Source organism: Paenibacillus algicola, from assembly GCF_005577435.1.
GTDB classification, from domain to species: Bacteria; Bacillota; Bacilli; order Paenibacillales; family Paenibacillaceae; genus Paenibacillus_AQ; species Paenibacillus_AQ algicola.
In genome coordinates this window covers 2,138,397-2,153,367 of the sequence record NZ_CP040396.1, presented here as the reverse complement: position 1 = coordinate 2,153,367, position 14,971 = coordinate 2,138,397, and the positions used below count along the sequence as shown (strand labels likewise).

The window sequence follows — 14,971 nt, the reverse complement described above, 5'->3', positions numbered from 1 at the left end:
ACAGACAAGCTACAGACAAAATACAGACACGTTTTCATAAACTCGCACCCATTAGCTTTAAAGTACTGGCAATGGAATCAATGCCTTCGTTAATTCTTCTGTCTATAGATCGATCAGTGATAACATTGAATTTGATGACGGCCGCCTTTCTCGGATTACCATGTATGAACCGGTATTCAATGAGCCTTTTAACTTCCGGATCCATAATTAGGCTTATAGCCATCTCAATATCTTCTACCTTCGATCTCCATTCAGAGTACAGGGCTTGCTGACGTTCGTTTCGGGCTTTGTCCTTTAATAGCTCTACGGTGAGTTTCATTTTGGGGTATCGCCGAAGCAAGGACCTTACTGCCTGCTTTTCTACCTCTGTCACGCTCGGGAATATTTCCATTTGTACCACCACAGCCCCCATGTTTGGCCCCTTTCTGATTTATGTACTTACGGCTTTTGCCATTGCCAGACCAGCAAAGGTTTCAAGAGAACAGCGTTTGGGAGCTCCGAAGCTGCCGCCCTTTCCGATTGGTGTATATAAGGCCCATTGCTTGTTGTTTTCTTCCTCAATCCTGTCCAACCGACGAATCAATCCATTCCGAAGCACGTAAGTTTGACCTGCCTTCATCGATTTATATTTCATCGTTTATGCCCCTCCTTTTTTTGCTATGGTACTGCTTGATACCCAAGCGAAGCCTCTATTTCGCCGGCCAGGGTCTTCTATCAGATACGACACGCCGCGTGGCACAAAACCATCCGGCTGAATCTTAAGCATTCCGTATTGTGTTTGGATTTCTTTCTCAACGGATATGGGAGCCTCAGTGCAGACGACCATCGAGATTCTTTCAATGTTTCGCCCCTGATCGATCAACCGACCAAGGGCATTGTGAATCATGTGCATGGCTTTAGGATGAATCCCATTCATTTCAACTTCTCCGTCATTCGACTAAGTAAACCATTAACTGCATTACTGTATTTATCGTACTCTTCTGGAACCGAGGTTTTGATTTCATAAAGAGTGTTCAGCAAATTATCAAAATCCCGTACAACGGTTTCGAAGCAAACCGCAAATTTGGCGAGAGCCTTATTGTCATTCCGTTTAACCTGCTCTCGAAGTTGCTGCAGCTCCTTCTCCATTTCTTCAGGCACTTTTATGACAATTTCCTTTTCAGGAATTTCAATAGGCTTTGCTTTCAGCTGCTTCTCAAGTTCCTTTATCTTTTTCTTGGTGTCTACCAGCTCAGACTCAGCTTGATTCAATTTAACTTGAATCTCGGCTGCCTGTTCATCGTTTCCTCCTTCCTTTGCTGCTTCTAATTCCGTTTTATACCTTTCGGCCAATTCGTAATTCATGCCGTTTTGTTGCTGCATTTCACTCAAGCTACTTTGCAATTTTTCGCGTTCCAGACGCTCATATTCGGCCTGATCATTTGCTTTTTGCAGCTGTTTTTCGAGTGCTTTCTTTTCTTTGATCACCGATTGCAGTTCCCTGGTTGATAACTTTGTTACGTTGTTTTCTTCGACAAACGTTTCCCGCTCTTCTGAAGGGATCGACAAAAGCGCTACGGCTTGGGTATAGTTTAAATTCTCAAGCGCTTGTGAATTGGCATATTCTTCAGATACCCGCATGAAGTTATTGGCTGTGGACTGGCTGTAATTCACATTGTTTTGCAACCATCCGGTCCACTCACCGTGCCCGACAACCTCTTTGGCCTCTTTTAGCCTTCTTCCTATCTCTATCGCAGACTGAAGCACATACTGTCTGGCTTGCTGATCTATGGACCGGATTTCAGCGGCAATCACATCAGGTGAACGCAAGATCATTTGTGTTGTCATACTGCTACCTCCCTCATATTGTTCATTTTGACTTGGCTTTTCTTCTTTCTCGTTAGAACGGATAACTTAAAGGAGTCTACGAAACGTCTAACATCTTCAGACATATCCTTGTTCTTATAGCCTCTGCACTGAATGAGCGTCCCCTTTTGGATCTCCATGGTGTAAAATGACTTGTCCGGATCTTCTATTCTGCGAACAAAGAGTATGTCCGTATGGCCAAGAGCATACCGATCAGAATATCCCCCCACACAGTGCTGCAGCACTTTTCCTTCCTCGAACAATTCCATCGTTGAGACAGCTGGACGAATCATGAAGCCGTTTTTTTCAAAGCAGTATTGATTCAGTTCAGGAAGGCGAGCTTCAATTTTTTTATTCAGTTCTCTATCAGCCTTCATCTTCAATCGCTTGGTTAACTTCATATGTGCGGTGTGCAACTCTTTAGGAAACAAATTCTTTTCTTTACTGAGATCTATATTGAAATCTAAACATTGCAACCGGTAATCTCGCCAATCTGATAAAGCAGTTGAAGCCTGTCTGTAGTTGCTTCCTTTTAGCTGAAGCTGCTTCAAAACATATTTGTAAATTTCTTTTGTTGATGTGTATTTTTGAAATTCTTTAATGTAATCTTGATAAATGGAGTGCTCAAGGTCAGAAAGTGCTTTTGCATCTAAGAAACCTATTCGAAATCCACTGTTTCTTGCCTTTTGATAGGTTCTGAGCTCCCTTGGTGTCAATTCAATTCCTAAGCTGCGCAACTCTTTAAGCTCAGACTTATTAAGCCGTAAGACTTTATCAATCGTTTGGCCATTCCAGTTAATCGCTCCGCATGTGTGTTCTTTATAAAGCTTGGCCCATATTATGGTACTGAACCCTAGCTTAGTTAGATACTCTATGCATGGATACCGAGCAGCTAAGTCGAAAAACTCTATCATGTCCGAGGTGTAATCTTGATTTCTATACTTTGTATATTTCTCCCATGTACTGTATTGAAATGGAGTCCCTTGTACGGCGTCTTGGACATTCTCTTGAGACATAAATCTTCTCCAGTTTCCATAACCGGCATAGAACCTATCAAATGCTGAATACACGCTTTGAGCTCGATTCCCCTGATATCCGAAGTACGTGCTTCTTCCGCACTCGAACAGATACATATGATTACAACTGTATTCTGTCCTAACCTGTTTGAAGTCTCCGCTGTAGTCTCTGCGAACATTAAGAACACGTGCAATAATTGCTTGAGGATCCTGCAGGGATTTTTCATACCAAACCAGAACTGCATAATCACACATTCTATTTCTGCTAATCCCTGCCGCTCTTATACTGCACTTCGATTCACATTTAGGGCATATTGCTCGCTCGACCTGTTTATGTCTCAATCGTTTTTCAGTTTGGTGTGTCTTCTTGCAATGCGTACAGTATGCGAATTGTACCGAAGACACGGTTTTAACGAACAGATATCTGCTGTCGACTAACACAGTTTCTGTCACGTATTTCTCCAGCTGCACACTAATTTTTTCAGGGAAGTGCTTTGTAAAATCTTTATACTCCATCATGTTCACCTCACAGGAAATCGTCTAATTTCGCATCGAATCGAGAGGAATCTGGCACTGGCTTGATATCTGTTCTACCGTAAACGGATTCCATTGGCGGTCCATCGATCCCGAAATACTTCAGAATGTCCTGACCCGTGATCATAGCCATACCGTTCGACTGTTTTTTTTGTCCTTCTTGCTTCATGGCATCCAGGCTCTTTGCAATGCTCTTGCCTTCTCCCAGGATCCCTACCGCGCTTTCTGGATTTGCCTGAACATATTGAATCAAGAAATTCCCGATCACTTGGATGTATGGATTGTTTTGACTAGCCATAATTTCATCTTGAAGTTTCTTTATTGCTTGTTCCATTTCGAACACCCTTTCAACTTATTTCTTACTCCATCGCCTCGATGACGTTTAATGATACGAGCCTCTGCTTCATCCGTTTTTGACATATCAATTTGTTCTTCAAAACGCGACCAAAACGGCACATAGCGGAATTGGGTTTTCTCAGATGCCTTATAAACATAAGCATCTGGCGATTCGCCTGGCTGTACTGGACATCCTAGTTGTTTACAGCGAGCGAATGAAAGAAGGATATCTGCTATAGGTTCAGGAGCACCAATCCACCTACCATCCCAGACCCATTCTCCATCAACTTGAATTTGACGAGGTATAAAGCAGGCTATTCCAGCTGATTGGACCTGTTGCTTGTTGAGCCACTGATTCTTTATCATCGGCTGCCCTTGCTTTCCTGCATTTCACGGGCAAATCTCATCATTTCTTCAAATTCATTCTCTGATAGGTCGGAGATAGTTGACTCCGGTATTTGCGGCTGCACAACAGGAATCAATGGCTTCACTTTAGCACCATATGTGGTTCTGGTTTTCTTGTTCATCTCCAGAACCAGCTTTGGAAACTGAGTCCTGAATTTAGAAGCGCTCAGTACATTAGATTTCCAGAAATGATCCGTGACGACCCAATCCATGACCTTCCGGATCAGGTCTTTATCGGAGTGCTTGTCCACTTCAACCATCAGCCTGAAGTCATTGGCCCAAGTCTGGATGTTGGTGCTTGCTGTTAAACTTGATAGCCCTTCTTTTGCAGCCATATCATCAATCTTGTCTTTGAAGTACACGGCCATCTTGAAATAGGGGCTGTCTTCTTCATAATTGGGTTTTTTAGTCCCCTTTTTTGCTGAATTAGAATTTTTCGATGGAGACTCCTTAGGATTCGGTTTTAGATCCGAGGGAGCATTATTATTAATTACTTTACTTTTCTTTACTTTACTTTCCTTTACTTTACTTTGTGGTATTTCTGCGTCCGCTTTGTCTCGCTTATTAGGGTTAATGTATGCATTAACTATTTTTCCGTCATCATTAACGACTGCTATCGAGTGGGACACCTTCTCCGACTCTTCCTCCGGATTGACCAGAATGTAATCCTCATGGAGGGTTATAACCTTCCTGCGTTTGGCTGCTTCAATGAATCGCTTTTGAAATCCTCTGGACGTTAAGATGCCGAAGTTCTTATACAATTCCTGATGGAAGAAACCCCATTTAATGCATTCATCAATAACCCCATTTACGGTATTAATGTCAGCATTAATCCGGTTAGAGAACACATATTGTTCTCGCTCTCCCCACAGATAGAAGTATCCGTTGCGATAGATTTCCATCATGATTTTTACGACGATGCCTAGTCCGTTCATGCCAAATTTGCTGATCACGACAGAGAGTTTGTCGTCTTGGTCAAAGTCGATATCAAGAGGGAAATAGTCCAGGCTCTCTTTCAATGGCCGGGCCATGACTTCGACCCCCTTTCCAGGTCACTTTTCATATGACTGTTAGTTGTGTTATAATCGAATAAATTGATTTTCAAATGCATTGACTTAGATCACGTTTCCGAGACGTGATCTTTGTTTATGTGTAGGGATCCCGAACGACGGATCTGGCTGCTCGACAGGATCAATACACAACAAAGTTCTTCTTAAATCCTTGATCTGCTGATCCAGCAACGACCGCTCGACATTGTCCTCGTTCAGAATCTTCAAGTACAGCAAGTTCAGCTTTCTGCGAATCTCGCGCCGTTGTTTATCTCTCTGAGCAAGAACATCCTTCACATTGCTCCCTCCATTCCGCTGTATCTTTGTTCTTCTGTATGAGCGAAATTGATCATGGTGTTCAAATACTTGATACCGTCGATCAGTTTTTGCGGTTTGATCATCCTGTCCGGCTCACGAGCAATCAGAATGAGGTTGTGCTCAGCTGCCTGTCCTGCCGCCAGAGCTTGTTCTACCAGAATGTGTCGTTTCAAGCTGAATCCTCCTTTTCCTCCGAAATAAGTTCAGACCTTCCAGCTTCAACCTTGGCGAGGGCAGAAGAAGCATCCTCAATAGATCTTTGCATCGCTTCAATCACCATAGGCTTACAATCTGAAAGTTTCTCGTAATCAGACAATTCTCTGGATTGGTCTTTCACATATTGTTTTAGGGCGTAACGAATCTGACACCATTCATCAATACTAAACATCTACATTTCAACTCCCTTCTTACCGCTGTTCAAGAAGCCATGTTTTTAAGAAATCACGTGTTTCTTTCACTGGAAAGTACCACTTTCCACCCACTTTGACTTTTGGGAACCTTGGATCGAAGAAGAAGTTGTCCTGGATCGTATTCCAACTCATACAGGTTCGTTTTTTCAATTCGGTTGAATCCCAAAACACATATTCAGAATCAACTTCTTTTACCAACTCTTCGACACGTTCACGGCACATTTTTTTGACTTCATTCTCATCAATGTTGATAGTCAGCATACCGTTCATCGCTCTCTTCTCCACCCTTCTTTTGTTGCTCGCAGATAACATATCTGCTTGCACTGAAAATCTTTGAAACTTCAACTTCATATAAGCAAGCTATGTTTTCAGCTCTTTGATCGCTTACATGACGTTTCCCATTTTCAATCTGAGACAAATATCCGGCTGGAATACTTAAGGCTCTAGCTGCTTCTTCAATAGACATACCCTTTGCAATTCGCGCTGTTCTAGCTGCACTCTCCAAAATATGACCTCCTTTACTTTGCGTATTGCGTTGTTTGATACCATAATATTCTCCATTATTAGTTTTGTCAATGCATTTTGCAAAGTTTAAGCTTTTATAATTCACATTTTGCAAAGTGCAAAGTATAATCTTAATAAACCATGGCGAAGGGGAATTAAAGTGTACGGAAGAAAAATACGAGAATTAAGAAAATTAAAAGGTCTGACTATGAGGGAATTTGGAGAAAAATTCAGTTTGGCGGAGTCAACTATATCTGGTTATGAAAACGAAACAAGAAAACCTGATATTGAATTATTTGAAAAATTCGCTGACTTTTTTGGGGTTTCTACAGATCAGTTACTTGGAAGAGATAAAACGTATTATTCTCTAACCGAATCTGATGAAAAAGATATCGCTAAAGACCTTGAGCGTATGCTGGCTGACCTTGAAAGCAATGAATCTCTGGCATTTAACGGAGAACCCATGGACGAGGAAACAAAACGACTCTTCGCAATCTCCCTTGAAAATTCAATGCGTTTGGCCAAAGAAATGGCCAAAAAGAAATTCACCCCAAAAAAATACCGCGATTAATAAGCGAGGGATGCAGCATGATCAAGCATACTGTAACTCGACTCATTAAGAAGCACGGCACTAACAATCCTTTTGAGATAGCATCCCAGAGAAATATTATAGTCCTCTTCGAAGAGTTGGGAGACATGCTCGGCTACTACAATACTTATCGCCGGGTTCAGTTAATACATATAAATTCCAATGCCAGCGAACAGGAACAACGGTTCACTTGTGCTCATGAACTGGGTCATTCCATCCTTCATCCAACACTGAACACGCCATTCCTAAGGAACAAGACCTTGTATTCCATAGACAGAATTGAACGTGAAGCAAACCTGTTCGCTATCGAATTATTGATGCCTGACGAATTATTACATAAAGAAAGTATTACTACCCTGCGAGAAGCAGCTCTTACATACGGAGTTCCTGAAGAGTTAATTGAATTAAAAACCTTAGACTAAATTTAAACCTTGCGCTTTCACCGCTACAAGGCGGTTTAATATATATTAACTTAGAACACATGTTCTTGCGGGAGGTAATTAAATGGCGAACTTCAAGAAACACAAGACCGGCTGGGAATTTCGCTTGAAGTACAAGGATCCATTCACACAATCAATAAAGGAAAAGTCACAGAGAGGATTCAGTACTAAAAAAGAGGCGCAACTAGCAGCAGATGAATTTGAGAAGAAGTTATTGGAAGGGTATGAGCAAACTGATGACGTTAGCTTAGCAAGCTTTCTTGAGGCATGGTTAAACGAATATAAGGCAGGCACCGTTCGAAAGAATACTTTCAAATTACACCAGAACAATATCAATAATCATATCTTGAAATACTTCCAGAAAATCAATCTCAAGGATATTAAGCCAATCATGTACCAAATGTTTCTGAACTCTTTAGCAGATAAAAACTACAGCAAAAGGACCGTTGAATTGGTTCATTCCACGATGCATAACGCTATGGAAAAAGCCGTCTACCTTCAAAAAATCAGAAAAAACCCATGCAATGGTGTGACCATTAAAGGTCATAGAAGTAAATCAAATGTCCAGTTTATTGAATCAAGTGACATTCCCAATTTTCTTTCTGCAGCTCGTCAGTACGGATATATCTATTGGATTTTTTATAAACTCCTCATCGAGACGGGAATGCGTAAAGGTGAAGCGGCTGCTTTACAATGGCCAGATATAGATTTCAAGAACCAGGCCATCAGCATAAGCAAAACTTTAGACTTTAGTACTGATAACCGCAGTGAACTGTTCGGTGATCCCAAGACATTTAATTCTAAAAGAACAATCAGAATGAGCAACACATTGGTGAGTGACTTGAAGTATCATATGACTTATCAAAATCAAAACAAACTTGCATTGAAGGAATTATATCGCCATGATCTGAATTTGGTCTTGTGCAGAGATAATGGTGAAATCATGCCAAAATCATCACTCTTCAATTCGTTCTCTCGCATCCTTAAGAAGGTTGGTCTTCCATCAATGCCTATACATGCCCTGAGACATACACATGCTGTTCTGATGCTTGAGGCAGGTGTAGAAATGAAGTATATCCAGGAACGTTTAGGACATGGCAGCATCCAGATCACTTCAGACATATATGCTCATATATCCAAGAAAATTGAACAAGACAGCATTAAAAAGTTTGAAGAAAAAATAAATTTCGGGGGCATTTGGGGGGCAGACACCCCCAAATAACTCTTCCCTCAAATTTGCCCCCAAAACAAAAACCCCTCACGCCTTACGGCGCAAGGGATTCCTCTTTTAGTACATGGTCATGTATTGATCGCGTTCCCATCCGTGAACCTGTGTGCGGTACATATCCCACTCGATTTCTTTCAGCTCGTAGAAATGGGACAGGGCGTGCTCACCCAATGCTTCGCAGATCGTTTCATTGCGAATCAATTCGTTCAGCGCTTCCTTCAGGTTAGAAGGCAAGCTAGGGATTCCTTCTTCGATACGCTCTTCTTCCGTCATCACATAGATGTTACGGTCGATAGGCGCTGGCAAAGGAAGCTTACGCTTAATGCCGTCCAGACCAGCCTTCAGCATAACAGCCAGAGCCAGGTAAGGATTCGCTGCCGGATCCGGATTACGAGCCTCAACACGCGTGCTCAGGCCGCGGGATGCCGGAATACGGATCATCGGGCTCCGGTTACTTGCAGACCATGCTACATAGCATGGAGCTTCGTAGCCAGGAACCAGACGCTTGTAGGAGTTCACTGTAGGGTTTGTAATGGCTGCAAATGCGCGGGCATGCTTCATAATTCCTGCCATGAAATGACGTGCCGTAGCGCTCAGGCCAAGCTCATCACTCTCATCGACAAATGCGTTCTCTTTGCCATTAAAGAGAGATTGGTTACAGTGCATCCCGGAACCGTTCACACCAAACAACGGCTTCGGCATGAAGGTTGCGATCAATCCGTGCTGACGAGCAATCGTCTTAACTACCAGCTTGAACGTCTGGATCTGGTCAGCGGCTTTAACCGCGTCCGCATATTTAAAGTCGATTTCGTGCTGTCCTGGAGCCACTTCATGGTGAGAAGCTTCAATTTCGAAGCCCATCTCTTCCAGTGTCAGTACGATATCACGGCGGCAGTTCTCACCCAGATCGGTAGGAGCAAGGTCAAAGTATCCGCCTTGGTCATTCAGCTCCATAGTCGGGTTACCCTTCTCGTCTGTCTTGAAGAGGAAGAATTCCGGCTCTGGGCCAACATTCATCGAAGTGAAGCCCATCTCTTCGGCTTCCTTCAGGTTTCTCTTCAGAATGCCGCGCGGATCGCCAGGGAACGGAGTGCCGTCCGGCAGATAAATATCACAGATCAGACGCGCAACACGATCTTCGGAATGCCATGGGAAAATAACCCAAGTGTCAAGATCCGGATACAGATACATATCCGACTCTTCAATCCGAACATAGCCTTCGATGGAAGATCCGTCAAACATCATTTTATTGTCTAACGCCTTTGGCAGCTGACTTACTGGAATTTCAACGTTCTTGATCGTCCCCAGAAGGTCGGTAAACTGCAAGCGGATAAAACGTACGTTTTCTTCCTTGGCAATACGAAGAATATCATCTTTCGAATAACTCACTATATCCTCTCCCTTTTCATCTTTGGTTTATTTATTAAAAAACCGGGACAATTCGCCCTGGATCAAGGATACTTGACCCGGTCTTTTAGCCGAAATCAGTTCCTGCTTCAGCAGACGCCGCAATTGGGACTCAGACATCTCCCGGCGCTTGCTTTCCGTATCCGGGGTCAGCACCGTGGCTTCCTCCGACTCCTTCGTGACGGGATTCATCACTTGCTTGATGCCCGCAATGTTTACGCCTTTCTCGATTAAAGCTTTAATTTCCAGTAATCGTTCAACATCATTGAAGGAGAACAGTCTCTGGTTGCCTGAAGTACGGGCAGGTACTATTAAGTGATGCTGCTCGTAGTAGCGAATCTGTCTTGCAGATAGATCCGTGAGCTTCATGACAATCCCAATCGGAAACAGCGCCATATTTCTTCGGATATCATCACCCATAACTCATCAACCTTCCAAGTGATCTTTTCTTCCTCCCATTGTATATTTCCTGATCTCTTATGTCAACCATATGTGAGATAAACTCACAATAAATTTCGATCCTTTAGGGTTTGAAGAGCCGATAAAACGCCGTATTTGACATGAGAATAGGTGAGTCCTCCCTGCATATATCCGATATAAGGCTCCCGAATAGGCGCATCTGCAGACAGCTCCAGACTCCCTCCTTGAATAAAGGTTCCCGCCGCCATAATGACCGGATGCTCGTATCCCGGCATATCCCAAGGCTCCGGTACCACATGGCTATCCACCGCAGCTGCCTGCTGAATACCCTGTACAAAAGCGATCAAATGCTCCGGTCCCGAGAATTGAACGGCCTGGATTAGATCTGTCCGCGGTTCGTTCCAGGCAGGACGTGTTTGAAATCCAATGGCTTGAAATACGGCCGCTGCAAATATACTGCCCTTCAAGGCCTGTCCAACGGTATGCGGGGCCAAAAACAAGCCTTGATAAATGGCGCGGGTGGTTCCCAGCATAGCTCCGACGTCCCGGCCGATGCCTGGGGCTGTCAAGCGGTAGGCTGCCTGATCCACCAGCTTCTTGCGGCCACAGATATAGCCTCCGGTTTCCGCAATCCCGCCGCCCGGGTTCTTGATCAGCGAACCCGCGATCAGATCGGCTCCGACCTCTGTTGGCTCCAGCCGCTCTGTAAATTCTCCGTAGCAATTATCGACAAAGATGATAAGATCCTCTCGGATCCGCCGAAGCTGTTCAACCATATCTTTAAGATGAGAAATAGTAAAAGAAGATCTCCAGGAATAGCCACGCGACCGCTGAATGGCGATCACCTTGGTGTTGGGCTGAATGGCGGCTGCCACGGCAGGCCAATCTACCTCGCCTTCCTCCGTCAGAGCCACCTCCGAGTAGGTTATGCCGAAGTCACGCAGCGAGCCCGTACCGTCCTGCTCCTTGCCGATGACCTTGTGAAGCGTGTCATAAGGTCGTCCGGTGATCGATAACAGCTCATCCCCAGGTCTTAATACCCCAAACAGCGCTGTTGAAATCGTATGCGTCCCTGAAGCAAAGTGAGGCCTTACCAGAGCAGCCTCTGCTCCGAACACATCCGCGTACACCTCATCCAGTACTTCACGTCCCCGATCGTTATAAGCATAGCCTGTAGATGCTGCGAAATGATAGTCGCTAACCTTATGACGCTGAAATGCATCAATCACTTTCCATTGATTAAAATCTACAAGCTCATCGATCTCCCGGTGCCGGGAAGAAATCCGCTCCTCTGCGGCGATACTTAATGCCGTAATTTCTTCTGCAAACCTTGCCATGTCTCTCTCTCTCCTAACTATTCATGCTGCACTATAGCGCATATAACCCGCAAACGGCCGGCACGAAGCCAGCCGCTGTAACAGATCGATGTCATCCTTAAGGAATCAGATACTCTTTCAGCTGATACCCATGCTTCTCATAGTCGGCTCTGTTGACGTGCACCTCATAGAGGAGATCATGATCCTCTACCGATTGCTCTACCACATCGCCGATTCGATAAATGAGAGAGCTGAGATCGCCTCGCTCCGCCGGAATTCGGAACTTGACCGCTCCCCCGGACAAATGATTCTGAATGGCAAGCTTTACCCGCTCCAAATCCGATTCATTGAATGCGCTGATCTTTAGATTCCCCTCACCTGCCGGCAGCATCTCCTGTTGCTGCGGCTCACAGGCATCGATCTTGTTAAAAATGGTAAGCTGGTCCGTATCACCGGCTCCAAGCTCCTGCAAAATCTTGGACACGACCTGCATCTGCTCATCCCGCATCGGCGAGGAAGCATCCACCACATGAAGGATAAGCTCCGCTTCATTCGCTTCCTCAAGGGTCGCACGAAAGGCCGCAACCAGGTCATGAGGAAGGTTCTGAATAAATCCAACGGTATCGGTCAGCACGACCTCCTTGCCACTCGGCAGCTCCAGCACTCTGGACGTCGGATCCAGCGTTGCAAACAGCTGATTCTCAATATATACGTCCGCAGCGGTCAGTCGGTTGAGCAAGGTTGATTTGCCGGCATTCGTATATCCCACCAGAGCAACCTGAATGGCTCCGGATTTCTTTCTGCGTTCGCGGTGCAGCACGCGATGCTTCGTAATCTCATCCAGCTGCCGCTTCAAATCACTGATGCGGTCACGGATATGCCTGCGATCCGTTTCCAGCTTGCTCTCGCCGGGACCCCGGGTGCCGATTCCACCGCCGAGCCGGGATAAATTTTTGCCATGACCTGATAACCTGGGCAGTAAATAGCTGTGCTGCGCCAGCTCAACCTGGATAATCCCTTCACGCGTCTTGGCTCGCTGAGCAAAAATATCAAGAATGAGCTGAGTCCTGTCGATTATTTTGACGTCCAGCGTCTCCTCCAGATTGCGAACCTGAGCACCCGACAGCTCCTGATCAAAAATAGCCGTGTTTGCTCCCAGAGCGTCAATAGCCATGCGTAGCTCCTCGACCTTGCCTTTGCCGATAAACCACCGGGAGTCCGGGGTCTCGCGATTCTGGGTAATCACCTCCAGCACCTCGACGCCAGCCGTCTCTGACAGCTGAACCAGCTCCTGCAGAGAATGCTCGGTATTCAGGCCGGAGCGCTTTACCTGATCTGTTACGAGGCTGACCAATATTGCCCGATCCTTCATCTCTGAATTCGTCTCATGTAAATGATTTGCCATAGATAGTACTCCTTTTAGAGGTTAGGTAATTGCATCAAATCTGTAGAAAATCATTTAAGGAAGCTGCATACGAAAGTCCTCAGGCCGCAGCGTCATCAATTCCAGCTTGCCCGGATTCCCGGTAACATATTGATTTAGCAAACGCACGGCCTGATTCCGGATACCCTTCTCTATTAAATTTCGCACGTATCTCGCATTGCTGAAGGCATGACTGCCGTCCTCTTTCTCACTTTGCAGATGCTCACGCAGCCGGCTCATGGATTGCGGCATCAGAATATAATCTCGTTCCTTTGCCATGAGCTCAGTGATCTGAATCAGTTGATCCAGGTTATAGTCCGGGAAATTCATCTGGATCGGAAATCGGGAATGCAGCCCGGGATTACTGCACATAAAAAAATCAATTTCATCACAATAACCGGCGAGAATCAGAACAAACTGATTCTTATGGTCTTCCATCGCTTTGACCAGGGTATCGATAGCTTCCTTACCGAAATCCTTCTCCCCGCCTCTGGCTAGACTGTAGGCTTCGTCAATGAACAGAATCCCACCGATCGCTTTCTTAACCAGATCCCGCGTTTTCTGGGCCGTATGTCCGATGTATTCACCAACCAGATCTGCACGTTCTACCTCGACAAGATGTCCTTTGCTCAGCACACCCATCTTCTGAAACAGCTTCGCAACGATCCGGGCTACTGTCGTCTTTCCGGTCCCCGGATTGCCTTTAAAAATCATATGAAAAACCTGACCGCCGCTATGGAGCCCGGCATCTGATCGCATTCTTGCCACCTGAAGCAGCGCATAAATCTCGTAAACGAGCTCTTTAATCTGCTCCAGCCCGACCAATTGGTCCAGCTCCTTCTGAATCTCCTGAAACAGGCCTTGTACCGGCGTATTCAAGGCTGCCGGCTCACTTGCGGGTACGGCACTGCTGACCAGCGGGGCCTCGCTGCTTCGGAGCACGACATTAATTTGTCTCGAAGGCCTCGACTCCGATCGGCTGCCGGCAGCGTTAGTTCTCCCGTTCATTGCTCCTCACCTCAATCCAAAGGGCTCACTATCCCTTCATATGTATTCTCTTTGGACTTCGGTTATTAGAAGACTTATTCCTTCCATCCCATAGCAAGCAGCATCCGGTCTAGTCTCCATTTGCTGAACGCTAGAATTTCGCGGCCCTTTTGCTGAGTCAGCGGCAGCACGTCCGAGGTTGTGACTGCAAGCTTGGGGTTTCTGTAATCCAGAACCTCAGCGATTTCCATAGCACGGGCACCATGGTAATCATGAGTGATAATAACAGCCTGCTCCCAGCCCTGCTCTTCCATGATTGCGCGGCTAAAGAGCAAGTTCTCGTACGTGCTGGTCGCTTCATTCTCCAGGTGGATGTTCTCCTCAGGGATCCCCTGACTTACTAAATCGTTGCGCATGCCTTCTGCCTCTGTGTAAGGATATTCTGGCGCATCCAATCCACCCGTCACGATAAACTCCTCAAAGTACCCCTGATCATACAGCGTTCGGGCATAATCAAGTCGCTCCTTCAGTCCCGGGCTCGGCTTCTCTCCCCACATTGAGGCTCCCAGAATAATTCCAACCTCCACAGTGTCATCCAGTGTAGATTCGGCTTGGCCAATTCTTGTGTAAACATAACCGCACCATATCACTCCCAGCAGGATCACAACCAGACCCAAGCGCGTCCATATCTTCATGTGAAGTCTTAGATGCCGAGGACGAGCAGACGAGGGCTGTACAGCCTTC

Annotated in this window: 22 protein-coding genes; 3 read left to right on the top strand and 19 right to left on the bottom strand. The window is 45.5% G+C overall.

The window, feature by feature from the left end:
* Positions 1-34: 34 nt before the first annotated feature.
* From E6C60_RS09845 to E6C60_RS09785, 13 genes are all read right to left on the bottom strand, one after another.
* Positions 35-412: a hypothetical protein gene (locus tag E6C60_RS09845; protein ID WP_138225696.1), complete on the bottom strand. Its 378-nt coding sequence runs from the start codon at positions 410-412 to the stop codon at positions 35-37.
* Positions 413-430: 18 nt separating this feature from the next.
* Positions 431-634: a hypothetical protein gene (locus E6C60_RS09840; RefSeq protein ID WP_138225695.1), complete on the bottom strand. Its 204-nt coding sequence runs from the start codon at positions 632-634 to the stop codon at positions 431-433.
* A 3-nt stretch (positions 635-637) separates the two neighbouring features.
* The gene (locus E6C60_RS09835; protein ID WP_138225694.1) at positions 638-916 is read right to left on the bottom strand and encodes a hypothetical protein; all 279 of its coding nucleotides are present in this window, start codon (positions 914-916) and stop codon (positions 638-640) included.
* Positions 913-1,827 carry a DUF3102 domain-containing protein gene (locus tag E6C60_RS09830; protein ID WP_138225693.1) on the bottom strand — a complete coding sequence of 305 codons (915 nt, stop codon included), beginning with the start codon at positions 1,825-1,827 and terminating at the stop codon, positions 913-915. Before E6C60_RS09830 ends, E6C60_RS09835 begins: the two co-directional genes overlap by 4 nt.
* On the bottom strand, positions 1,824-3,380 hold the full coding sequence (locus E6C60_RS09825; protein ID WP_138225692.1) for a PcfJ domain-containing protein: 1,557 nt from the start codon (positions 3,378-3,380) through the stop codon (positions 1,824-1,826). Before E6C60_RS09825 ends, E6C60_RS09830 begins: the two co-directional genes overlap by 4 nt.
* A gap of 7 nt (positions 3,381-3,387) precedes the next feature.
* Positions 3,388-3,693, bottom strand: coding sequence for a hypothetical protein (locus E6C60_RS09820; protein ID WP_217496398.1), 306 nt, complete (start codon positions 3,691-3,693; stop codon positions 3,388-3,390).
* Positions 3,694-3,713: 20 nt separating this feature from the next.
* On the bottom strand, positions 3,714-4,097 hold the full coding sequence (locus E6C60_RS09815; protein ID WP_138225690.1) for a hypothetical protein: 384 nt from the start codon (positions 4,095-4,097) through the stop codon (positions 3,714-3,716).
* Positions 4,094-5,167 carry a DUF4373 domain-containing protein gene (locus tag E6C60_RS09810; protein WP_138225689.1) on the bottom strand — a complete coding sequence of 358 codons (1,074 nt, stop codon included), beginning with the start codon at positions 5,165-5,167 and terminating at the stop codon, positions 4,094-4,096. Before E6C60_RS09810 ends, E6C60_RS09815 begins: the two co-directional genes overlap by 4 nt.
* 84 nt (positions 5,168-5,251) lie before the next feature.
* Positions 5,252-5,482, bottom strand: a complete 231-nt coding sequence (locus E6C60_RS09805; protein WP_138225688.1) for a hypothetical protein — start codon at positions 5,480-5,482, stop codon at positions 5,252-5,254.
* Complete coding sequence (locus E6C60_RS09800; protein ID WP_138225687.1) at positions 5,479-5,676, bottom strand: hypothetical protein; 198 nt, start codon at positions 5,674-5,676, stop codon at positions 5,479-5,481. The genes E6C60_RS09805 and E6C60_RS09800 overlap by 4 nt, the downstream gene beginning before the upstream one ends.
* Positions 5,673-5,891 (bottom strand): hypothetical protein, encoded by a 219-nt coding sequence (locus E6C60_RS09795; RefSeq protein WP_138225686.1) that lies wholly within the window; start codon positions 5,889-5,891, stop codon positions 5,673-5,675. The genes E6C60_RS09800 and E6C60_RS09795 overlap by 4 nt, the downstream gene beginning before the upstream one ends.
* 19 nt (positions 5,892-5,910) lie before the next feature.
* Complete coding sequence (locus tag E6C60_RS09790) at positions 5,911-6,174, bottom strand: group-specific protein (protein ID WP_138225685.1); 264 nt, start codon at positions 6,172-6,174, stop codon at positions 5,911-5,913.
* Positions 6,155-6,523: a helix-turn-helix domain-containing protein gene (locus E6C60_RS09785; RefSeq protein ID WP_233281231.1), complete on the bottom strand. Its 369-nt coding sequence runs from the start codon at positions 6,521-6,523 to the stop codon at positions 6,155-6,157. The genes E6C60_RS09790 and E6C60_RS09785 overlap by 20 nt, the downstream gene beginning before the upstream one ends.
* 54 nt (positions 6,524-6,577) lie before the next feature.
* On the opposite strand from E6C60_RS09785, the gene E6C60_RS09780 reads away from it, so the two are divergent.
* The 3 genes from E6C60_RS09780 (at position 6,578) to E6C60_RS09770 (ending at position 8,668) form a co-directional block, all read left to right on the top strand.
* Positions 6,578-6,988, top strand: a complete 411-nt coding sequence (locus tag E6C60_RS09780; protein WP_138225684.1) for a helix-turn-helix domain-containing protein — start codon at positions 6,578-6,580, stop codon at positions 6,986-6,988.
* Between the two features lie 17 nt (positions 6,989-7,005).
* Positions 7,006-7,428 carry an ImmA/IrrE family metallo-endopeptidase gene (locus E6C60_RS09775; RefSeq protein ID WP_138225683.1) on the top strand — a complete coding sequence of 141 codons (423 nt, stop codon included), beginning with the start codon at positions 7,006-7,008 and terminating at the stop codon, positions 7,426-7,428.
* An 82-nt stretch (positions 7,429-7,510) separates the two neighbouring features.
* Entirely contained in the window at positions 7,511-8,668 is a 1,158-nt protein-coding gene (locus E6C60_RS09770; protein WP_138225682.1) for a site-specific integrase, read from the top strand.
* Between the two features lie 66 nt (positions 8,669-8,734).
* Here E6C60_RS09770 and glnA read toward each other — a convergent pair whose 3' ends face one another.
* From glnA to E6C60_RS09740, 6 genes are all read right to left on the bottom strand, one after another.
* Positions 8,735-10,063, bottom strand: coding sequence for a type I glutamate--ammonia ligase (glnA, locus tag E6C60_RS09765; RefSeq protein WP_138225681.1), 1,329 nt, complete (start codon positions 10,061-10,063; stop codon positions 8,735-8,737).
* A gap of 27 nt (positions 10,064-10,090) precedes the next feature.
* Entirely contained in the window at positions 10,091-10,501 is a 411-nt protein-coding gene (locus E6C60_RS09760) for a MerR family transcriptional regulator (protein ID WP_138225680.1), read from the bottom strand.
* Positions 10,502-10,584: 83 nt separating this feature from the next.
* Positions 10,585-11,838 carry a methionine gamma-lyase family protein gene (locus tag E6C60_RS09755; protein ID WP_138225679.1) on the bottom strand — a complete coding sequence of 418 codons (1,254 nt, stop codon included), beginning with the start codon at positions 11,836-11,838 and terminating at the stop codon, positions 10,585-10,587.
* Between the two features lie 97 nt (positions 11,839-11,935).
* A complete protein-coding gene (gene hflX / locus E6C60_RS09750; protein WP_138225678.1) occupies positions 11,936-13,222 on the bottom strand; it encodes a GTPase HflX in 1,287 nt (428 codons plus the stop codon).
* 54 nt (positions 13,223-13,276) lie between these two features.
* Complete coding sequence (locus E6C60_RS09745) at positions 13,277-14,248, bottom strand: AAA family ATPase (RefSeq protein WP_138225677.1); 972 nt, start codon at positions 14,246-14,248, stop codon at positions 13,277-13,279.
* A 74-nt stretch (positions 14,249-14,322) separates the two neighbouring features.
* On the bottom strand, positions 14,323-14,922 hold the full coding sequence (locus tag E6C60_RS09740) for a YdcF family protein (RefSeq protein WP_233281190.1): 600 nt from the start codon (positions 14,920-14,922) through the stop codon (positions 14,323-14,325).
* Positions 14,923-14,971 lie beyond the last annotated feature (49 nt).